The sequence below is a fragment of the Mesobacillus jeotgali genome (assembly GCF_014856545.2).
Classification (GTDB): Bacteria; Bacillota; Bacilli; order Bacillales; family Cytobacillaceae; genus Mesobacillus.
In genome coordinates, this window is record NZ_CP109811.1 from 3,361,673 (window position 1) to 3,380,478 (window position 18,806).

The following is an 18,806-nucleotide window of genomic DNA, read 5'->3' on the forward strand; positions in this document are numbered from 1 at the left end:
AATTTAGACAAAAAACTCCATCGTTAGATGAAGTTTTTCTGTACAAAGCATATTTAGGATACCCTTTTAGCAGCCAATTAATCTGGCAATCACCATTCTTTGGACTTCTGAAGTGCCTTCACCAATCTCTAGCAGCTTCGCATCCCTCATGTATCTTTCTACTTCGTACTCTCTCATATAGCCATAGCCGCCATGGATCTGAACAGCCTGGTCAGCCACTTCCATCGCAATCTCTGAAGCATAAAGCTTGCACATCGAAGCTTCCTTGGAGAATGGGCGTCCTTGATCCTTCAGCCAGGCAGCCTTATAAACCATATTGCGGGCTAGTTCAATTTTCATTGCCATATCGGCAAGCTTGAACTGGATAGCCTGGAACTGTGAGATAGGTCTGCCGAACTGCTGTCTTTCCTTAGCGTACTGGAGTGCTTTTTCATAAGCGGCCTGAGCCACTCCAACAGCCATCGCACCTATGCCGATTCTGCCGCCGTCCAAGGTCACAAGGAATTGCTTGAAACCCTCCCCTTTCTTGCCAAGCAGGTTCTCAACGGGAACATGAACATCCTCCATCACCAGCTGAGTGGTATTCGATGCATTCAACCCCATCTTTTCATAATTGTCAATGACAGAAAATCCTGGTGCATCAGTTGGTACGATAATCGCACTGATTTCCTTTTTACCATCCACATTGCCAGTGATCGCCGTCATTGCGAGATGTTTGGCATAACTGGCATTCGTGATAAAGTTCTTGCTGCCATTGATGATGTATTCTCCATCCACTTCTTTGGCTGTTGTCTGTGTTCCTCCTGCATCCGAGCCTGCATTTGGTTCTGTCAGTCCGAAAGCTCCCAGTGACTCGCCTGTACAGATTGGTGCCAGGTATTTTTGTTTCTGCTCCTCTGTACCAAATAGATTGATAGGAGCACCTCCAAGAGATATGTGGGCAGAGTATGTAATCCCAGTTGAGGCGCATGCTTTACTTAATTCCTCGGTCACAATCGCAAAACTGACCGTATCAGCTCCTGCTCCGCCGTATTCCTCCGGGAATGGCAAGCCCAGCATCCCAAGCTCTCCAAGCTTTTTGAAGATGTCTGTCGGGAATTGTTTTGTTTTATCTCTTTCAATCGCTCCAGGAGCAACTTCTTCCTCCGCAAATTCTCTGATTGTCCTTTTAATCATTGCCTGTTCTGATGTTAAATCGAAATTCATTTCCATCCCCCTTAAAACATTGAATGCGTTTACATTCTTCATTATAAAGGTGAATAAACAATTTTCTCAACATTTAAAAACTTTTAAATTGTTAAAAATTATATAAATATAGTAATTAGCAGGACAATTAACCCGATGATTCCTGATAATTTGAAGCTTACCATCTTCCACCTCGTCCCTGCTGTAATCCACAATAAGCAGTTAAGACCAGCTATGATGTAAAGCATGACGGAATGGTCTGGAAATATTATTTCAGCTGCCTGAACAGATGTGATTAATAAAAGAAGTGCAGAAGCGAGTACTGGGATCAAATCAAAAAAAGATTTTTTCACCATGTAAATGGCTGCTGAAAGGGTACTAATACCAAAAAAAATAATGAAGGCAGTTTGCAAAAAGAGCGACAATTCAGTAAAATAAAATAAAAAAACTGAAAGCGATAACAAGCCAGCCAAAATAAAACTAATGAATCCGGGCATGCCTTTCGGTCCTTTTCCCTGAGGCAATTCGACTTCAGTGCCACCTTCTGTATATAAGTTCAAAAGAAAGTCACAATAGTGCTCCGGCAGCATCCTGTTTTGTTTCCAGTACTTAATCTCATTGGTGATGATTTTCCTGCGATGGTCATCCATAGTTGGGCACATCCTGTCTGATTGGTTTCCTTGATAAAAGTTCATAAAAAAAGGAATAATTTACTTTTATTTTAAAAAGTAAATTATTCCTTGGCAATCCTATTCTAAAAAGTCTTTCAAACGTTTGCTGCGGCTTGGGTGCCTTAGCTTGCGAAGTGCTTTAGCTTCGATTTGACGAATACGCTCGCGAGTAACGCCAAATACCTTGCCCACTTCTTCCAGAGTGCGTGTACGTCCATCATCAAGACCGAAACGGAGTCTAAGGACATTCTCTTCACGGTCAGTAAGAGTGTCAAGGACATCCTCCAGCTGTTCCTTCAAAAGCTCATAAGCAGCATGTTCTGAAGGAGATGTAGCATCCTGGTCCTCGATGAAATCCCCAAGGTGGGAATCATCTTCTTCCCCGATTGGTGTTTCGAGGGATACCGGCTCCTGGGCAATCTTCAGGATTTCACGTACTTTTTCAGGGGACAGGTCCATGTCTTCACCGATCTCTTCTGGTGTCGGTTCGCGTCCTAAGTCTTGAAGGAGCTGCCTTTGAACACGAATCAATTTATTGATTGTTTCCACCATATGGACAGGAATCCTGATTGTCCTTGCCTGGTCAGCGATGGCACGAGTGATGGCCTGACGAATCCACCAGGTAGCATAGGTACTGAATTTAAATCCTTTGCGGTAATCGAACTTTTCGACAGCCTTGATCAAGCCCATGTTTCCTTCCTGAATCAGGTCAAGGAATAACATGCCACGGCCAACATAACGTTTCGCGATACTTACTACAAGTCGAAGGTTGGCTTCGGCGAGTCGTCTTTTGGCTTCCTCATCGCCTTGTTCAATTCGTTCTGCCAGATTGATCTCTTCTTCTGCAGAAAGCAGGTCAACTCGGCCAATCTCTTTTAGGTACATCCTTACCGGGTCATTGATCTTTACTCCCGGCGGGACACTTAAGTCATTCAAGTCGAATTCTTCATCGTCTTTGGCAAGCTGTTTGATATCAGGGTCTTCTGCTTCATCACTTTCGCCTACGAGTTCAATCCCTTGTTCACCAAGGAACTCATAGTATTCATCCATCTGATCGGAATCAAGGTCGAAGCTTGATAGCCTTTCTGCGATATCATCATAAGCAAGGACACCTGTTTTCTTGCCAATTGCCGTTAACTGGTCTTTTACTTGTTCAACTGTCACTTCATTTTCGGTGACTTCTTTAGAACGGGCTGACTTTTCAGCCATATGTCCCCCTCCTTCCAAAAATCAAAAACAATCAGCATAAGCTCTATAAGGTCTTGCGCAAGTGGATTATTTCCGTGGCGATTGCCGCAGCGCGCAAGAAATCGTTTTGTCGTTCTGCCTGTTTTTGTTCTGCCATTTTTTCCTTTATTTTTAACATTTTTTGATAATTCAAGACCTGCTTGATATAATCAGATAATTCCTGGTCACTGATTTCCTCGTTAAGAGGCATTATTTCTATATCAGCAACGACCCTTTTAAGCTTATTATCCTGGAGATAATTTAAGAACGCTCCCGGGTCAGGATCATGTCCTTTTTCATAGTATGCAAATAAATAAGTAATAATAGCCTGGTGTTCGTCAATGTTTAATGTACTTCCTGCAAGCATTTCCTGTACCTTATAGGCGATATCGGCATCTCTCATCATATGATAGATCATTCGCCTTTCGGCCGTATGGTAGGCAGGCTTTAAGTCTGACTTCCTTGTATAGCTCACAGGCCTTGATTCTGGCCGCTGTTGATTTTGCCTTTTTGGCGCGGATGCTTGAACCAGTTGATTGAGCTGTTGGACCAGTGCATCAAGCGAAAGCGAAAACTCATTCGCAAGCTGTCTCAAGTACAGATCCTTTTCTACTGCTTTATCGAGAGTGCTGATTTCTTTAAGTACTTCTTCGATATATTGCAGGCGATCTCCTTCATTCTGGAGGTTTTTCCCACGGCGATAATATATTAATTTAAATGCCATCAAAGTGGCACTGGAACCAATTATATCGTTCCGGAATTTTTCCTCGCCATGTATCTTTATGAAATCGTCTGGATCCATTCCATCAGGCATCGTTGCAACCCTGACATTCACCCCTGCTTTGGAAAGCATGCTTGATGCCCTAAAGGCTGCTTCAATGCCGGCTTTATCCGAGTCGTAACAAACCGTTACAGCTTGAACATTTCTTTTCAGCAAGGAGATATGTTCCTCTGTCAAGGATGTTCCCATCGTGGCGACACCATTTTCAACGCCTGCACGATTAGCGGAAATAACATCCGCAAAGCCTTCAAAAAGTACAGCCTGCTGCTGTTTCCGAATCGATCCGCGGGCGAGATGAAAATTATATAAAGTTTTACTTTTATTGAAGATTTGCGTTTCGGGACTGTTCAGATATTTGGGCTCTTCGTCCCCCATTGCTCTCCCTGAAAACGCAATCGTATTACCCTGATGATCCAGGATCGGAAACATGATCCTGTTCCGGAACCTGTCAAAGTAGGTACCATCGTTTTCCCGCTGAATGACCAATCCTGCTTTCACAATCAGTTCCAGCGAAAATCCCCGTTTTTCGAGCAGCTTAACCGCAAAATCCCATGAAGGCAGTGCATAGCCGATTTGGAAGCGGTCAATTGACTCCTGGGTGAACCCCCTGTTAAGAAGGTATTCCAGGGCATCCTGACCCTCTTTTGTGTTTACAAGCAAATGATGGTAGAATTTACGCAATAGTTCATGCGCTTCAATCATTTGCTTCGATCCTTCAGGTAGCTGTGGATTTCTGCCTGCAGCCTGCCCTTCAAGCTTCAGTTCAATGTTAGCCCGATCAGCTAGCTTCACTGCAGCTTCTTGAAACGACAGTCCGTCAATATCCATCAGGAATGAAAATACATTCCCGCCGGCTCCACAACCAAAGCAGTGATAAATCTGCTTATCAGGTGAAACGGAAAATGACGGAGAGTTTTCCCCATGAAATGGACAAAGCCCAAAGTAGTTCCGGCCTTGTTTTTTCAATTGGACATAATCACCAATGACATCGACTATTTCAACCGCTTGCCGGATTTCATTTACTTTTTCCTCGGCAATCCTCTCTGCCATAAGCATGACCTCTAACTAGTTGTGATTCGTTGAACATACCTTACAATTCAATAAAAGCATATTCAATCCCTTTATAAACTTTTCCCTGTCTTTTTCAGTAAAGGGTTTTGGCCCTTTTCCGTAGGATCCCTGCCTTCTTGCCTTGGCAGAAAGATATCTTAAGTCAAGAGCAGTCTGAATGTCCTTTTCTTCAAATAAATTTCCCCTTGGAGAGATGGCATAAACCCCTTTCGCAATAAGGGTAGAGGCAAGACCAATGTCCTGCGTCACCGCAAAATCACCTTTTTTTACGTGATTCATTAAATAAAGGTCTACAGCCTCCTTATGAGAATCGACAAAAACCCAGTTCTGCCCTTGAAGATCATTCTTCATATGGGCATATGAAGCCACAAAAACAGCTTCGATGGAAAACTTCGAAGCGATTTCGACAATTTCCTTAATGACCGGGCAAGAGTCTGCATCAACAAAAAGGGTCTGACTGTTGATTTTACTAGTATTAATTCTACATCACTCCGCATATTCCTTCTAAAGGAATGGATTTTTTTAAGGGAATTTTGTCGAATTTTTTCGCGGTCAACATCTTGACAACTGATAGTAAATAGTTTATTCGTAATCTGTCCAGTCTAAACCTAAACAGATACATTTTTATCACAATTTTTTATTATAGTATAAGAAAGGCTATTTTTCCATTATTTTTTCTTGGTTAATGCATTAATCCGGTAAAGAGAACTGTCAAAAAGAAAAGCACATAAAAATATGTGCTACTAGTCCATCTTCTTGTTACGGACCATATTCAGGATGACATTAGCCGTTTCTTCAACCGCTTTGTTTGTTACATCAATGACTGGACACCCTATCTTTTCGACAATCCCATCGAAATATTCGATCTCTTCCTTGATTCTTTCGATATTGGCATAAATCGCCTGATCGTTCAATCCGAGTGAAATTAATCTCTCACGGCGGATTTGGTTCAATTTATCCGGGGTGATCCTAAGGCCGAAACATTTTTCCTTTGGTACAAGAAACAATTCTTCAGGCGGGTCGACTTCCGGGACCAGCGGTACATTCGCGACTTTGTAGCGCTTATGGGCCAGGTATTGAGATAGTGGGGTTTGGATGTTCTCGAGACTCCCACGAGAACAATATCCGCTTTCAGTATTCCTCTTGGGTCGCGGCCATCATCGTATTTTACTGCAAATTCTATTGCTTCAACTTTTTTGAAATAATCTTCGTCAAGTTTCCGGACAAGTCCAGGTTCGTATAACGGGGTCTCACCGCTAAGGGTTTGAATTTGCTTCATGAGCGGGCCGATGATGTCACAAGCATATATTCCCTCTCTAGCAGCAGACTCCTGAAGATAATCACTGATATCAGGCTTAACCAGTGTATAAGCGATCATCCCTCCATCATGCTTAGCCATCGAAATAACTTCATCAATATGTACTTTATCCTCAACGTAAGGGAACCTTTTAAGTGAAACATCCAAGTGTTCGAATTGGCTGATGGCAGCCTTCGTAACGAGCTCTGCTGTTTCTCCGACTGAATCAGAAACCACATAAATAATAGGTGTTTTACTCATCTTTGATCAACCCCTTCTATTTGCTTCATTATTCCTCAGCCAAGGCCACAAAAGCCTTTGTAATGTTTGTCTTGGTCAGCCTTCCTACCAGCTCGTACCCATCATCTGTATCTTTGATGATTGGAAGGGCATCTATCTGCTTTTCAATTAATTCCTTGGCAGCATCAATAAGCAGGTCATCACGGCGGCAAACAGTTATATTTGGCATTCTTGTCATGATGATATTGACTGGCAAAGTCGTCAGCTCCTGCTTCCCAATGCTTGCTCTTAATAAATCTTTGCGAGAAAGGACACCTACCAGCTTTGAAACTTTATCGACAACAAATAAAGTGCCTACATCTTCAAGGAACATCGTTACGATTGCATCGTATACAGATACATTTTCAGGAACAACAACAGGGATGGACTGATAATCCCTGACGAGAATTTTTTTCAGGTTCTCTGAAAGCAGCTGATTTCCAGATTTGCCTGTGTAAAAATAACCGACACGTGGTCTGGCATCCAAATATCCCGACATCGTCAGGATGGCAAGGTCTGGCCTGAGGGTAGCCCTTGTCAGATTTAATTTTTCAGCTATATGCTCTCCGGTGATTGGTCCGTTATCCTTTACGATTTGCAGAATCTGTTCCTGGCGTTTATTCAGTTCGATTGTCCTCACCACCCATCGGGAGATTTTAATAAATGCTGTTTCCTTATCGTTATTAAGCACCAAGCTATATATCTGTTTTTTACTGGATTAATGTATTTAGCAAGGTTGTATTGGTCCATGGACTCAGCAGTAGACAGACGATACAGAGCCTCAGTGCTAAAAAGCCTGATAAAATCATTATATACTACACTAGGTAATAAACAGGAATAATTATACTGAACTAATTAACATTTCATGACGATTTTTTCTTCCCCTAGCACAATGTACTTGTTAAAGTGCCTTCCTGTGCAGGAAGGCACCTAATAAAATCAGTTTATTTTTGCAATGTTTTACTTTACGACAATATCATTTACTTTCGCGAGCTTCATGATCAGCACTGCCAATGCAGCCATTTGATTCAAACGGTTATCGCGGACATCCTGGTTATCAGACATGACCATTGTATGCTCAAAATAGTCACTGATTTCAGGTTTAATGTTAACCAAATGCTGATAATAGGAAGCGGCATCCATTCCATCCTCGGCCTTCTTTCCTAGCTCCAGATACTTTTCATACAGCCGCTGTTCATACTCATTTTCAAAACGATCCGGATCGATATCACCAAGTACCTCTTTCTTGCTTGCGATGTTAAGAACCCGGCTCAATGCTTCCATGCTTTCTTTAAAGCCCTCACTGCTGCTTGCAGCCTGCAGTGCTTCTGCCTTTTCGATCAGTCCGGATACAATACCGATCTCTCCTCCAAGTACGGCATCAATTAAATCGTAGCGGATTGCACGCTCCTGTAACAAATGCTTGACTCGTAATTTAAAGAATTGGATAAGGTCATGGTAAACTTCTTCGTCAGTGCGCTTTGTAATTCCTGCTTGCGAAACGAGATTCAGAGAAAGGCCGACAAGATTTTCAAGTGAAATGTTCCACTTCTTCTCAATCAGGGTCTGCACGATTCCCGTCGCCTGTCTTCTCAATGCATAAGGATCCTGAGATCCACTAGGAATGATGCCAAGCGAGAAGAACGCAACGATTGTATCGAGTTTATCCGCTATGGCCACCAATGCCCCCGCTGGAGATGCAGGAACTGAATCATCAGCATTGCGAGGCATATAATGCTCATTGATTGCTGCTGCCACTTCTGGGCTTTCGCCTTTTTGCAAGGCGTACTTTTCACCCATTATTCCTTGCAGCTCAGGGAACTCATAGACCATTTGTGAAACCAGATCGAATTTGCTGATTTTGGCAGCTCGGTCCGCAAACCTTGTGACATCCGGCGAAAACTCCAGTCTATCAGCAATCAAGCCAACAAGCTTGCGCACTCGTTCTGACTTTTCAGCAATTGTTCCGATTTCTTCATGGTACACAACATTTTTTAACTTTTCCAATGCGGCATCAATCTGCATTCTTTGATCTTCTTTATAGAAAAATGCAGCATCCGCCAATCGTGCTCTTAGAACTTTTTCGTTTCCGCGGGCAACCTTTTCAATATGAAGGTGGTCACCGTTCCTGACTGTGATGAAATGAGGCAGCAAGTCTCCGCTCTTGGATTTCACAGGAAAATACCTTTGGTGCTCTTTCATCGAAGTAATCAGGACTTCGCCTGGGATTTCGAGGAACTCCTCCTCGAATCGTCCATATAACGCAGTTGGATATTCGACCAGGTTATTGACTTCCTCCAGCAGGCCTTCATCAACAGGAACGACCCAGCCGTTCTCTTCCTCTATTTTTTCAAGCTGGGAAGTTATAGCATCCTTCCGCTTTTGTGCATCAGCAACAACGTACTGCCCCAACAATGCTTCTTCATATTCCTGGGGATCGGATAATTGAATCACACCTTCACCAAGGAATCGATGGCCTCTTGTTACGTTGCCAGTTTGGACACCAGCGATATCAAATGGAATGATTTCATTTCCGAACATCGCAACAAGCCATTTGATCGGCCGGACGTAACGAAGCTCAAGGTCTGCCCAACGCATGTTTTTCGGGAAAGTCAATCCGGCAATGATTGCTTTCATTTCAACGAGCAAGTCAGAGGTTTCCTGCCCTTTAATGAATTTTTTCACATGAGCATATTCAACACCGTTGATTTCTTTAAAATATATATCCTCTACCGTTAACCCCTGGCCGCGTGTGAAGCCAATCGCTGCTTTGGACCACTCACCCTCCTCATTAAGGGCAATTTTTTTAGCAGGCCCCTTCGCTTCTTCCTCGCTGTCTTCCTGACGCTCATCAACATTCAGGACAAGTAACGCTAGCCTGCGCGGTGTGGAATAAAGCTTGATTGCATCAAAACCAATATTGTTCGTGTTCAGCCAATTCTCTACCTTAGAAGCCAGCTGGTTAATGGAGTCGGTAATAAATCTTGCAGGCATTTCTTCCAAACCGATTTCAAGCAATAAATTCCGTTTAGTCATTTTCCACCTGCTCCTTCCGTTTAATGATTGGGAAGCCCAACTTTTCTCTTTCTTCATAGAACGTTTTCGCTACTTTCTTAGCGAGGTTTCGAATCCGGGCAATATAGCCGGTCCTTTCAGTCACAGAAATCGCTCCGCGTGCATCAAGGATATTAAAAGTATGGGAACACTTGAGGACATAGTCATATGCGGGATGGACAAGGCCTTCATCCATCTGGCGATTTGCTTCTTTTTCATAAATATTGAAAAGGTTAAATAGCATGTCTTTGTCAGATGTCTCAAATGTATACTTAGAATGCTCGTATTCCGGCTGTCCAAATATATCCCTTACTGTAAAACCGTTTGTCCACTCAAGATCAAAGACATTTTCTTTATCCTGGATATAGGACGCCAGTCGTTCGATTCCGTATGTAATTTCCACGGAAACTGGTTTGCAGTCTAGTCCGCCTACTTGCTGGAAATAAGTGAATTGCGTGATTTCCATGCCATCAAGCCATACTTCCCAACCCAGGCCTGCACAGCCCAGGGATGGATTTTCCCAGTTGTCTTCCACAAAACGGATATCATGTTCAAGAGGATCAATACCCAATGCTTTTAGCGAATCAAGGTAAATTTCCTGAATATTGTCTGGTGAAGGCTTCATGATTACCTGGAATTGATGATGCTGATAAAGCCTGTTTGGATTTTCTCCGTAGCGGCCATCAGCCGGACGTCGGGATGGCTCAACGTAGGCGACATTCCATGGTTCAGGGCCAATTGCCCTTAAAAACGTGTAAGGACTCATCGTACCTGCACCCTTTTCGGTGTCATATGCCTGCATAAGGACGCATCCTTGTTCAGACCAGTGTTTTTGCAATGTTAAAATCATATTCTGGATATTCATCTTTACACCTCCGAAAATTTTAGATCGATTTTTACTTGGATTTCTCTGTTAAATCAGGCTGTTGATTTTCGTTCCAGGCGCTTCGCTTTCCGCGGGGAAGAATTATGAAAAAGCCCAACTGCCGGCTTTTTCAAAGATCAAATTCTTCCTTGCAGTCGGGGAGCCTCCTCGGCGCTTTATGCGCCTGCGGGGTCTCCCCATGACTTTCGCATCCCGCTGGAGTCTTCGCGCCTTCCACTACAATCAACAGGAGTTAGAAATCAATATTTGGTTTTGACCGAGCTTTCAAATTTCAAAAATGGTCTGTATTAAATAAAAAAACTCTCGCCCCCTATGCATCCATTCATGCATAGGGACGAGAGTTTACCCGCGGTTCCACCCTATTTGCTGCAAAAAGCAGCCTCTTTAAAAGTGATGTCGCTCCGGAACGCCTTCCTTAATTTCTGTAATCCGGCTCACACCATACCCGGACTCGCTAATACAGAGGGATTTAAGTACTCTTTTCCTTCACTGCAACATATGTAATTATCATGAGATCTTCTCCTTGATGATGAATTACTCTTACCATCATAAATCAGGAAAAGCTTTTGATTTGAATAATAGCGAAATCAAGAAACAATGTCAATAGTTATAGCTGGTCTCTGAATGAATCCATTTGGTCGAGGAATTTCCTTGTTTTCAAATAAAGTCCTGAATATTCATCATAATAAGCGGAAATGACTTTTTTCAGCTCGGCTTTTGTCTCCGGCTTAACTGAAATATTGCCAAGACGGCTTAGATCTAACAAGTAGAATAAGCGAAGCAGCCTCACAGTACCTGGCAAGGTTCTGATCCTGTATGGATCGATTTCAAAACAGCGATGGCAAAGCAGACCGCCTTCCCTGATTGAAAAATTGAAATCACCCTCTGTATTGCCGCAGTTTGCACACCTGTCCAATATCGGATATAGCCCCTGGACATTCAGCATTTTCATTTCATATATGAAAGTCAGAATCTCCATATCGTAGCCTTCATTCATATAGTTGAGCGACTGAAGAAGCAATTCAAACAAAAAAGGATTGGATTTCTTTTCCTCTGTCACTTTATCAGTCAAATCAACAATATAGCTGGCATGCGCAGTAAGGAAAATATCCTCCCGGATTGACCGCATTGAAGAAATCATTTCCCCCTGCTGCAGACTGCCCAGCCCTGAACTGGCCTGAAAAAGAAACTGTCCGTAAGTAAAGAGCTGGGTGACAGCAGCAAGCCTGCTATTAGGCTTTTTAGCACCTCTTGCCATCACACCAACTTTACCAAATTCCCTTGTATATAGGGTAACTATTTTATTGTTCTCGCCATAATTTGTCGTTCTAATGACAATGCCTTCACATTTCTGCAGCATTTGTTGTCACCATCCATTACTACAGACAAACCTATGAGATTGGAAAATCAATTTCTGCTAGTTCATCCTCCTGATAACCGGGTATTTCTTGATTGTCTTTCTCTAATTCCTTAAAGAGAAGATATGTGTCAATGTTACCTGTCTGAGAAAACACCTTCCAGGTAAAATCCAACATCGAAAACCCCACCTTTCGTTTTTTCACTAGCAACTTTATCTATCCCAAATCCTTATGAATATCATAGCCTGTCAATCAGATTTTCATGTCACGTAAAAATTGTAAATCCTATTTATGAATAATATTTGCTTCCCGTTAATATGTTAATGAGGGAGCATTTGCCAAACAGGCTTAATACTCATCTTCCCTGAATCCAAAATCACGAAGCTGCGTGGCTTTGTTTCTCCAATCCTTCTGTACCTTTACCCACAATTCCAGAAACACTTTAGTACCGAGCAGATTCTCGATATCAAGACGTGCCCTTTTGCCGATTTCCTTCAGCATACCGCCCTGCTTGCCGATGATGATGCCCTTCTGGGAGTCCCTTTCCACTATGATTGTAGCCATGACATGCACCATTTCCTTTTCAGGCTGGCGTTCCATTTTTTCAATTACGACAGCAAGTGAATGAGGAATTTCTTCCCTTGTCAAATGCAGCGCTTTTTCCCTGATCAATTCGGAAACAATAAAACGTTCGGGATGGTCCGTGACCTGGTCAGCAGGATAAAACTGTGGCCCTTCCGGCATTTTCTCCTTGATTTGCTCGAGGAGCTTTTCGACATTGTTGCCTTCTAATGCAGATATCGGGACAATTTCAGCGAAATTGAACTTTTCATTGTAGGACTCGATTAGTTTGAACAACTCATCCGGATGGATTAGGTCGATTTTATTGATGACTAGAAAAACTGGTGTTTTTACATTCTGAAGTTTCTCAATGATAAATTCCTCGCCGCGGCCATATCCTTCCTGGGCATTGACCATAAACAATACCAGATCGACTTCTTTTAGAGTATTCTGTGCTACCTTCATCATGAAATCGCCCAGACGATGTTTCGGTTTGTGGATTCCTGGTGTGTCTATGAATATCAGCTGTGAATCTTCAAGTGTAAGGACACCCTGCACCTTATTCCGGGTCGTTTGCGGTTTATCGCTCATGATCGCAATCTTTTGCCCGATCACCCTGTTAAGAAAGGTCGACTTGCCTACATTTGGCCTTCCAATGATGGAAATGAAGCCGGATTTGTGAGATTTGCTGTTACTGCCTTGATTATTAAAGTTCATACTGTATTTCCCTTCTCCACTTTATTTTAACTTATTTTCAGTGTGATTTCATCGTTTGTAGCAAAAATGAAATATAAAATTTTAAATTTTCTAAAAACATACAAGCACTGTTTTTACACTGTGATGATATTTTACTTAAGTTTTTCCCTGTTTTCAAATTGGTTCAAACATATTGGTCTGACCTGCAAGATTTTTTTAGAGCTGATACGCGCGCTAAAGCTGTTTTTCATGGAAGAATCATGCCAAAAAAAAAGTTGTCCTGAACGGACAACTAACTAAACCATGTTAATAATCTTGGCAGAAAAATAATTAATCCGATCATCACACTGGCAATCGCAAAAACCAGGACAGCACCGGCGGCGATATCTTTTGCCTGTTTGGCAAGCGGGTGGTATTCTTTCGTATACAAATCAACTGTTCTTTCAATTGCCGTATTCATCAGTTCCATCGAAATCATCCCGCCTATGGATAAAATGATGGCGATCCATTCGTACTTGCTTATCGAAAAAATAAACCCAGCTAAAATTACAAAAATGGAAATCCCTATATGGATTTGGACATTTCGCTCTTTTGCTGCCGCTGCTGCGATTCCCTCGAAACCAAATTTGAAGGAGGAAGCAAGTGGATGCTTCCTCTGTTTATCAGCGTCCAAGCCCATACCCATCAAGGATTTCTTTTTGTCTGTCAAACATCTGTTTTTCATCCTGCTCATTCATATGGTCATAACCTAATAAATGCAGGAGGCCATGGACCGCAAGGAAACCAAGTTCCCGCATGAATGAATGGTTATATTCTTCTGCCTGTTCCCTTGCTTTCGGAATGGAAATGATGATGTCACCAAGGATCCTTGGAATATCTTCCCCAACAATCTCCAGTTCGCCTTCCCCCATTTCCTCCAGGGCAAAAGAAATGACATCTGTCGGGCGATCCTTGTCACGATATTCTCGATTTATTTCCTGGATTCTTTCATTCGACACGAATGTAACGGAAAGTTCACTGCCTTCCTCGACATTCTCCTTCTCGGCCGTATAGTTCAGCAATTTTTCAATTTCATTTATTTCATGCTCTGACAATTCATTTGTTTCATCCAAAAAATCAATTTCTAAACTCATGCCTGCTTCACCTTCTGCTTATTCATTTCTGGATATTCAATTCTCGAGTGGAATATTCCCTTTAGCGTTTCACAAAGTGTATCAGCGACGGTATCCAGCTCCTTCAACGTGATATCACACTCACCCAGCTGGCCATCCTGCAGCCGGTCTCCAATAATATTGTGTACCAGATTTTCAATTTGTTCATGTGTAGGGTGCGCCATCGATCTCACAGCGGCTTCCACACTATCCGCGATGCCAATGACAGCAGACTCTTTTGTCTGCGGCTTAGGGCCAGGATAACGGAAATCCTCTTCTTTAACCTCATGCCCGCTTTGCATCGCCTTATGATAAAAGAATTTCAATAATGTTGTACCATGGTGCTGTTCTGCGATATCAATGATCTCTTTTGGCATCCTGTGCTTACGGAGCATCTCTGCTCCATCGGTAGCATGGGCGATGATAATGTTCTTACTGGTCAACGCCGGCAATTTATCGTGTGGATTATCCATATTAATCTGATTTTCAATAAAGAATTGCGGCCGTTTCGTCTTCCCGATGTCATGATAATAACAGCCGACCCTGGCCAAAAGTCCGTTAGCTCCAATCGCTTCACATGACGCTTCTGATAAATTGGCCACCATGACACTGTGATGGTAAGTGCCAGGAGCTTCTGTGAGAATTTTTCTTAAAAGCGGGTGGTTTGGATTGGAAAGCTCGATAAGCCTTAATGTTGACAGGATGCCAAACCCCGCTTCAAAAAATGGCAATAATCCGATCGTCAATACAGCTGAAACGATACCGGAAACAAATGCAGCAATAAAATAAAAACCGTATTCCAGACCAGAATACTGGCTGTTCCTTAAGAACAAAATCGAAAGGATCACAACCAGGTTAACCACCGATACAAACATCCCCGCCTGGAGGATTTTTGAACGTCGATTCTGTTTTTGCAGGAATAAAATGGCTGCCAGACCGCTGATTAAAATATAGATCCCGATTGTCACATTTAGTGTTCCAGTAATGCCTTCATTAAAGATGATGGAACCTGTAACAGCCAGGATAGCCATTTGAAACAGTGCCAGTCTTTCATTAATCAGCATCTTGATTAGCATTGCTCCCATTGCCGCCGGGAAAAGATAACCAATTTCCGAGTATTCAAATTCATCAAACAGACTGACCAGCTTCATCAACAAAATCGAGGTAATAAATATGATGCTGAAAATCAACAGATTTTTCTGCTTTTTATCAGCATTTTCCATTTCGTTGAAAATGACATACAAGGAAAAAAGTATTAATGCTACAAGCATAGCCAGCCCGATAAAAGGTTTATAGGAGTTTTCACTTTCTAACAGACCTACAAGCTGGAGCTTTTTATACACATCCCTGCTGATGAGCTGACCTTCATCCACGAGGATCTGCCCCTCGAGGATCCTTACAGGTTCAACACTGTCCATAGCCTGCTGGCGCTGACCTCAGTTGCTTCAGGATCGTAGAATTCATTCTGGACGACTGCATAGCGACCAAGTTCGATAACAGCTTTCTTTAAACTGCTGCTCAAACTTGTATACTTCAATTCTTCCTCAACATTTAATTTTGCATTCTCGACTTCATCTGCGGGAACACTGTGCTTCATCGTATTATTTATAGCCGTAACCGTTAGGTCCTTGGCAACCAGCAGCTCTTCCTTCGGTGCTTGGAGCAGAGCTATGAATACTTCATCAGATAGGCTTTTTGTTTCACTCTCGGTCAACTTCGTTTTTAACATGGCCAGTTTTTCTTCCTTCGAAGGACCTTCAGGAACAGGCTGATCTTCCACATCTGCCTCTTCAGCTGCTTTTTTCTTCTGGTCGATTTCTGCCTGAACTTCCTCATTAACTTCTGAAACCGAACCGAAAATGGAAGTGACTAAATCAACCCTGTTCTGTGCATATTCACTCTTGACCCTGTATACATCATTGACTTGTTCAACCGCTTCTCTGCGGTTCGCTTCCGTACTCTCTTTATCCTCAATTGTAATAGGCGACCGGATGGTTTTCTCCGACACAGAGAATAACTCCAAATTAAGCTTTTCTGGTTTTACATTGCTATACATCGCTGAATACATTACAACGCCTATCAGCAAAAATAATAAAACCCGGAAAATCTTTATATTCAACAAGTTCAATATGGCAGTTAATTGGACCTGCAGCTTATCCATATACAGCCCTCCTACTCGAAAAGCATAAGCGCCTTGACCAGACACTTTCCAAACGAAATATAAACTTTCTATAGATAGAAAATTTTAAAAAACAAAAAGAACAAGTTTGAGAATAACTGGGAAATATACTAACTTTATGTACCATCATATCAGTTTTCCCCGCAATTTTCACCTCTATTTGAAATTACAGCTGTCAATATCAGTTCTGGAGGAGTTTCATCCTCAGTAAAGGCAAAAGTCCGCCCTCGTTTTACCAAGAGCGGACTGAGATGTTATTCGATTTTACCATAGGCCTCGATGATCCGGCCGACAAGTGGATGTCGCACTACATCAGCCTGTTCAAGGTGTACAAACGATAGTCCGGAGACACCCTTCAGGACTTTTTCTGCTTCAACCAACCCTGACTTAGCACCTTTTGGCAAATCAATCTGTGAAGTGTCCCCCGTTATGATCATTTTAGATCCAAATCCCAGTCGAGTCAGGAACATCTTCATCTGGGCTTGAGTCGTATTCTGTGCCTCATCCAGGATCACAAATGCATCATCTAGAGTTCTACCTCTCATATAGGCAAGAGGCGCGATTTCAATCGTACCTCTTTCAATCAGACGTGAAGTATGTTCCGTGCCAAGGATATCGTGAAGGGCATCATATAATGGGCGAAGATAAGGATCCACCTTCTCCTTCAAGTCTCCCGGAAGGAAGCCAAGACTTTCTCCGGCCTCTACAGCCGGTCTTGTAAGGATGATTTTTGACACAGTACCATTTTTAAGTGCCGTGACTGCCATTACAACCGCAAGATATGTCTTACCAGTACCAGCTGGTCCAATACCGAAAACCAGGTCGCGGCTTTTGATGGCATTAACATAGTGTCTTTGGCCAAGAGTCTTGACTCTGATTGATTTACCCTTAACATTTTTGCTGATTTCTTCATCATATAGATCTTTGAAGTATTCCAAGGTACCTTTTTGAGCCATTTGTATAGCGTAAACAGCTTCTCTCTGGCTAATGCTGATTCCTTTGCGGATCACGGCCAGAAGATTTACCAAAACAGCCTGGGCCAGCTCCACCTTGTCTTCAGGTCCGGAGATTCCTACTGACTCTCCTCTGGTCACAATCGAGACACCCAGCTCCTGTTCAATCAGCTTTAGGTTCATATCTGCATTGCCGAATAATGAAATTGCTTCAGTTGGGTTCGCTAGTTGTATTTCCATCGTTTTTAAGTCTTCTGTCATTCTCAGTCTCCTTGATAATTGGTTGTCCTACTGCTATATCTTCAATGATCGTAAAATGTGTGGTTAGCTTTACTTTATCATTCTCGATTGACTGATGTAAAATTTTTTCCCCTTTAATGATAGCATTTTCAGGAAGGTAGTTTTTTATATCCTTTCTCGCCAAATCTTTTGCACTTTCTATCGCTTCCTGCCTCGAATAAATACGTGTTACCTGTTCCCGCTCCCGAATGGTCTTTTTTTCGACCTTTAAAGGGAGTTCCCACTTGAAGAATCTCACCGGCTGTTCAGTCACTTCGGTTTCGTATTCACTGAAATCAGGTTTTCCGAATCCCCATACAGGCAAACTCCTTCCGGCGACTACTAGTGAATATTTCTTTTTTTCATTCCCGTTATAAACCTGAAATGTACTCTTCAACGGCAATTCCACCTTCGTTGAATACCAAGTCTCACCGAGAATTTCCCCTGTGGCTGCTACAACTTTCATATCATCTTCTTTCCCATAAAGACCGGAAACAAGAAGCTGGCCGGGCATAACATAGTCATTCACTTCAACCACTGGTTCACCTTTTTCCACAAATATTTTTACAATGGCAGCCTTTCTTTTGGCTACCAGATGCCTCGGCCCTATTACTTCTGCCTTTTCCGGCTCACTCTTTTCTACAGCCTGGAAATGATAGGTCGTCCCTTTTAGCTCCACACCAATCCAGGTCAGAGCCCCAACTTTATCCGTCAGTTCCTTTTGGATACTTTCCACACTATCTATAGATAACTGCAATTTGCCGATTCCTATCCCCATTCTGTCCAATTCCTTGCGAATCTGGTGTTCAGTTGCCGGGCTCGCCCCTTTAATCTCTATACCCCAAACCATGTTCGAAAGAAGCATCATCAAACCTAGGAATAGGATTGCTCCTGCCAAAAACCCACTGTTTGTCCATAATTTATTTAAAAAGAAAGGGCCCCCTGCCCTCTCTAAAAACCTGATTTTACAGTTGCTGTCCCTTGCTGGAACCCTTAGTTTTTTTACATCCTGAAGATCGACATAAAAGGTGACGGCCTCTGATCCATGTTTTTTGACGTTCCATATCGAAACACCATTACGTGTCAGCTGATTTAAAAATCTTTCTATTCCCTTTCCAGTCAACTTTACTTTTACTGTACCAGAAAAGGTGTGTATCCATTGGTTTTTCATTGTGCTC

15 protein-coding genes, 2 pseudogenes and 1 other annotated feature are annotated in these 18,806 nt (G+C 42.5%); all 17 genes and pseudogenes read right to left on the reverse strand.

Annotated elements, in window-relative coordinates:
• Window positions 1-66: 66 nt before the first annotated feature.
• The 17 genes and pseudogenes from FOF60_RS17315 to yqfD all read right to left on the reverse strand — a co-directional run bounded on the left by FOF60_RS17315 (window position 67) and on the right by yqfD (window position 18,799).
• Window positions 67-1,206, reverse strand: a complete 1,140-nt coding sequence (locus FOF60_RS17315; protein WP_192470856.1) for an acyl-CoA dehydrogenase family protein — start codon at window positions 1,204-1,206, stop codon at window positions 67-69.
• Between the two features lie 98 nt (window positions 1,207-1,304).
• The gene (locus tag FOF60_RS17320; protein ID WP_192470855.1) at window positions 1,305-1,835 is read right to left on the reverse strand and encodes a hypothetical protein; all 531 of its coding nucleotides are present in this window, start codon (window positions 1,833-1,835) and stop codon (window positions 1,305-1,307) included.
• 99 nt (window positions 1,836-1,934) lie between these two features.
• Window positions 1,935-3,065, reverse strand: a complete 1,131-nt coding sequence (rpoD, locus tag FOF60_RS17325; protein WP_192470854.1) for an RNA polymerase sigma factor RpoD — start codon at window positions 3,063-3,065, stop codon at window positions 1,935-1,937.
• Window positions 3,066-3,108: 43 nt separating this feature from the next.
• Window positions 3,109-4,914, reverse strand: a complete 1,806-nt coding sequence (gene dnaG / locus FOF60_RS17330; protein ID WP_192470853.1) for a DNA primase — start codon at window positions 4,912-4,914, stop codon at window positions 3,109-3,111.
• Between the two features lie 15 nt (window positions 4,915-4,929).
• Window positions 4,930-5,415, reverse strand: a complete 486-nt coding sequence (locus FOF60_RS17335; RefSeq protein WP_413632903.1) for a YaiI/YqxD family protein — start codon at window positions 5,413-5,415, stop codon at window positions 4,930-4,932.
• A gap of 263 nt (window positions 5,416-5,678) precedes the next feature.
• Window positions 5,679-6,493 (reverse strand): annotated as a pseudogene (locus FOF60_RS17340) (pyruvate, water dikinase regulatory protein).
• Window positions 6,494-6,521: 28 nt separating this feature from the next.
• Window positions 6,522-7,154 carry a transcriptional regulator CcpN gene (locus FOF60_RS17345; protein ID WP_319801590.1) on the reverse strand — a complete coding sequence of 211 codons (633 nt, stop codon included), beginning with the start codon at window positions 7,152-7,154 and terminating at the stop codon, window positions 6,522-6,524.
• 317 nt (window positions 7,155-7,471) lie between these two features.
• The gene (gene glyS, locus FOF60_RS17350) at window positions 7,472-9,547 is read right to left on the reverse strand and encodes a glycine--tRNA ligase subunit beta (RefSeq protein WP_192470852.1); all 2,076 of its coding nucleotides are present in this window, start codon (window positions 9,545-9,547) and stop codon (window positions 7,472-7,474) included.
• Complete coding sequence (gene glyQ, locus FOF60_RS17355) at window positions 9,540-10,430, reverse strand: glycine--tRNA ligase subunit alpha (protein ID WP_192470851.1); 891 nt, start codon at window positions 10,428-10,430, stop codon at window positions 9,540-9,542. Before glyQ ends, glyS begins: the two co-directional genes overlap by 8 nt.
• Window positions 10,431-10,778: 348 nt before the next feature.
• Window positions 10,779-10,950: a binding site (T-box leader), on the reverse strand.
• 108 nt (window positions 10,951-11,058) lie between these two features.
• Window positions 11,059-11,811 (reverse strand): DNA repair protein RecO, encoded by a 753-nt coding sequence (gene recO / locus FOF60_RS17360; protein ID WP_192470850.1) that lies wholly within the window; start codon window positions 11,809-11,811, stop codon window positions 11,059-11,061.
• A 31-nt stretch (window positions 11,812-11,842) separates the two neighbouring features.
• Window positions 11,843-11,986 (reverse strand): YqzL family protein, encoded by a 144-nt coding sequence (locus FOF60_RS17365; RefSeq protein WP_084221752.1) that lies wholly within the window; start codon window positions 11,984-11,986, stop codon window positions 11,843-11,845.
• A gap of 171 nt (window positions 11,987-12,157) precedes the next feature.
• A complete protein-coding gene (era, locus tag FOF60_RS17370; protein WP_192470849.1) occupies window positions 12,158-13,087 on the reverse strand; it encodes a GTPase Era in 930 nt (309 codons plus the stop codon).
• A 271-nt stretch (window positions 13,088-13,358) separates the two neighbouring features.
• Window positions 13,359-13,745 (reverse strand): diacylglycerol kinase family protein, encoded by a 387-nt coding sequence (locus tag FOF60_RS17375; protein WP_225649970.1) that lies wholly within the window; start codon window positions 13,743-13,745, stop codon window positions 13,359-13,361.
• The gene (ybeY, locus tag FOF60_RS17380) at window positions 13,729-14,199 is read right to left on the reverse strand and encodes an rRNA maturation RNase YbeY (protein ID WP_192470847.1); all 471 of its coding nucleotides are present in this window, start codon (window positions 14,197-14,199) and stop codon (window positions 13,729-13,731) included. Before ybeY ends, FOF60_RS17375 begins: the two co-directional genes overlap by 17 nt.
• Window positions 14,196-16,378, reverse strand: a pseudogene (locus tag FOF60_RS17385) (HD family phosphohydrolase). Before FOF60_RS17385 ends, ybeY begins: the two are co-directional and overlap by 4 nt.
• A 272-nt stretch (window positions 16,379-16,650) precedes the next feature.
• Window positions 16,651-17,610, reverse strand: a complete 960-nt coding sequence (locus tag FOF60_RS17390; RefSeq protein ID WP_192470846.1) for a PhoH family protein — start codon at window positions 17,608-17,610, stop codon at window positions 16,651-16,653.
• The gene (yqfD, locus tag FOF60_RS17395) at window positions 17,561-18,799 is read right to left on the reverse strand and encodes a sporulation protein YqfD (RefSeq protein ID WP_192470845.1); all 1,239 of its coding nucleotides are present in this window, start codon (window positions 18,797-18,799) and stop codon (window positions 17,561-17,563) included. The genes FOF60_RS17390 and yqfD overlap by 50 nt, the downstream gene beginning before the upstream one ends.
• Window positions 18,800-18,806: the final 7 nt, after the last annotated feature.

Excerpts from the sequence above, each read along its gene's own strand:
- glyS (WP_192470852.1), bottom strand. The coding sequence starts at position 9,547 with ATGACTAAACGGAATTTATTGCTTGAAATCGGTTTGGAAGAAATGCCT.
- era (WP_192470849.1), bottom strand. The coding sequence starts at position 13,087 with ATGAACTTTAATAATCAAGGCAGTAACAGCAAATCTCACAAATCCGGC.
- FOF60_RS17390 (WP_192470846.1), bottom strand. The coding sequence starts at position 17,610 with ATGACAGAAGACTTAAAAACGATGGAAATACAACTAGCGAACCCAACT.
- FOF60_RS17375 (WP_225649970.1), bottom strand. The coding sequence starts at position 13,745 with ATGGGCTTGGACGCTGATAAACAGAGGAAGCATCCACTTGCTTCCTCC.
- yqfD (WP_192470845.1), bottom strand. The coding sequence starts at position 18,799 with ATGAAAAACCAATGGATACACACCTTTTCTGGTACAGTAAAAGTAAAG.
- ybeY (WP_192470847.1), bottom strand. The coding sequence starts at position 14,199 with ATGAGTTTAGAAATTGATTTTTTGGATGAAACAAATGAATTGTCAGAG.
- FOF60_RS17365 (WP_084221752.1), bottom strand. The coding sequence starts at position 11,986 with ATGTTGGATTTTACCTGGAAGGTGTTTTCTCAGACAGGTAACATTGAC.
- dnaG (WP_192470853.1), bottom strand. The coding sequence starts at position 4,914 with ATGGCAGAGAGGATTGCCGAGGAAAAAGTAAATGAAATCCGGCAAGCG.
- recO (WP_192470850.1), bottom strand. The coding sequence starts at position 11,811 with ATGCTGCAGAAATGTGAAGGCATTGTCATTAGAACGACAAATTATGGC.
- rpoD (WP_192470854.1), bottom strand. The coding sequence starts at position 3,065 with ATGGCTGAAAAGTCAGCCCGTTCTAAAGAAGTCACCGAAAATGAAGTG.
- glyQ (WP_192470851.1), bottom strand. The coding sequence starts at position 10,430 with ATGAATATCCAGAATATGATTTTAACATTGCAAAAACACTGGTCTGAA.
- FOF60_RS17315 (WP_192470856.1), bottom strand. The coding sequence starts at position 1,206 with ATGAATTTCGATTTAACATCAGAACAGGCAATGATTAAAAGGACAATC.
- FOF60_RS17320 (WP_192470855.1), bottom strand. The coding sequence starts at position 1,835 with ATGGATGACCATCGCAGGAAAATCATCACCAATGAGATTAAGTACTGG.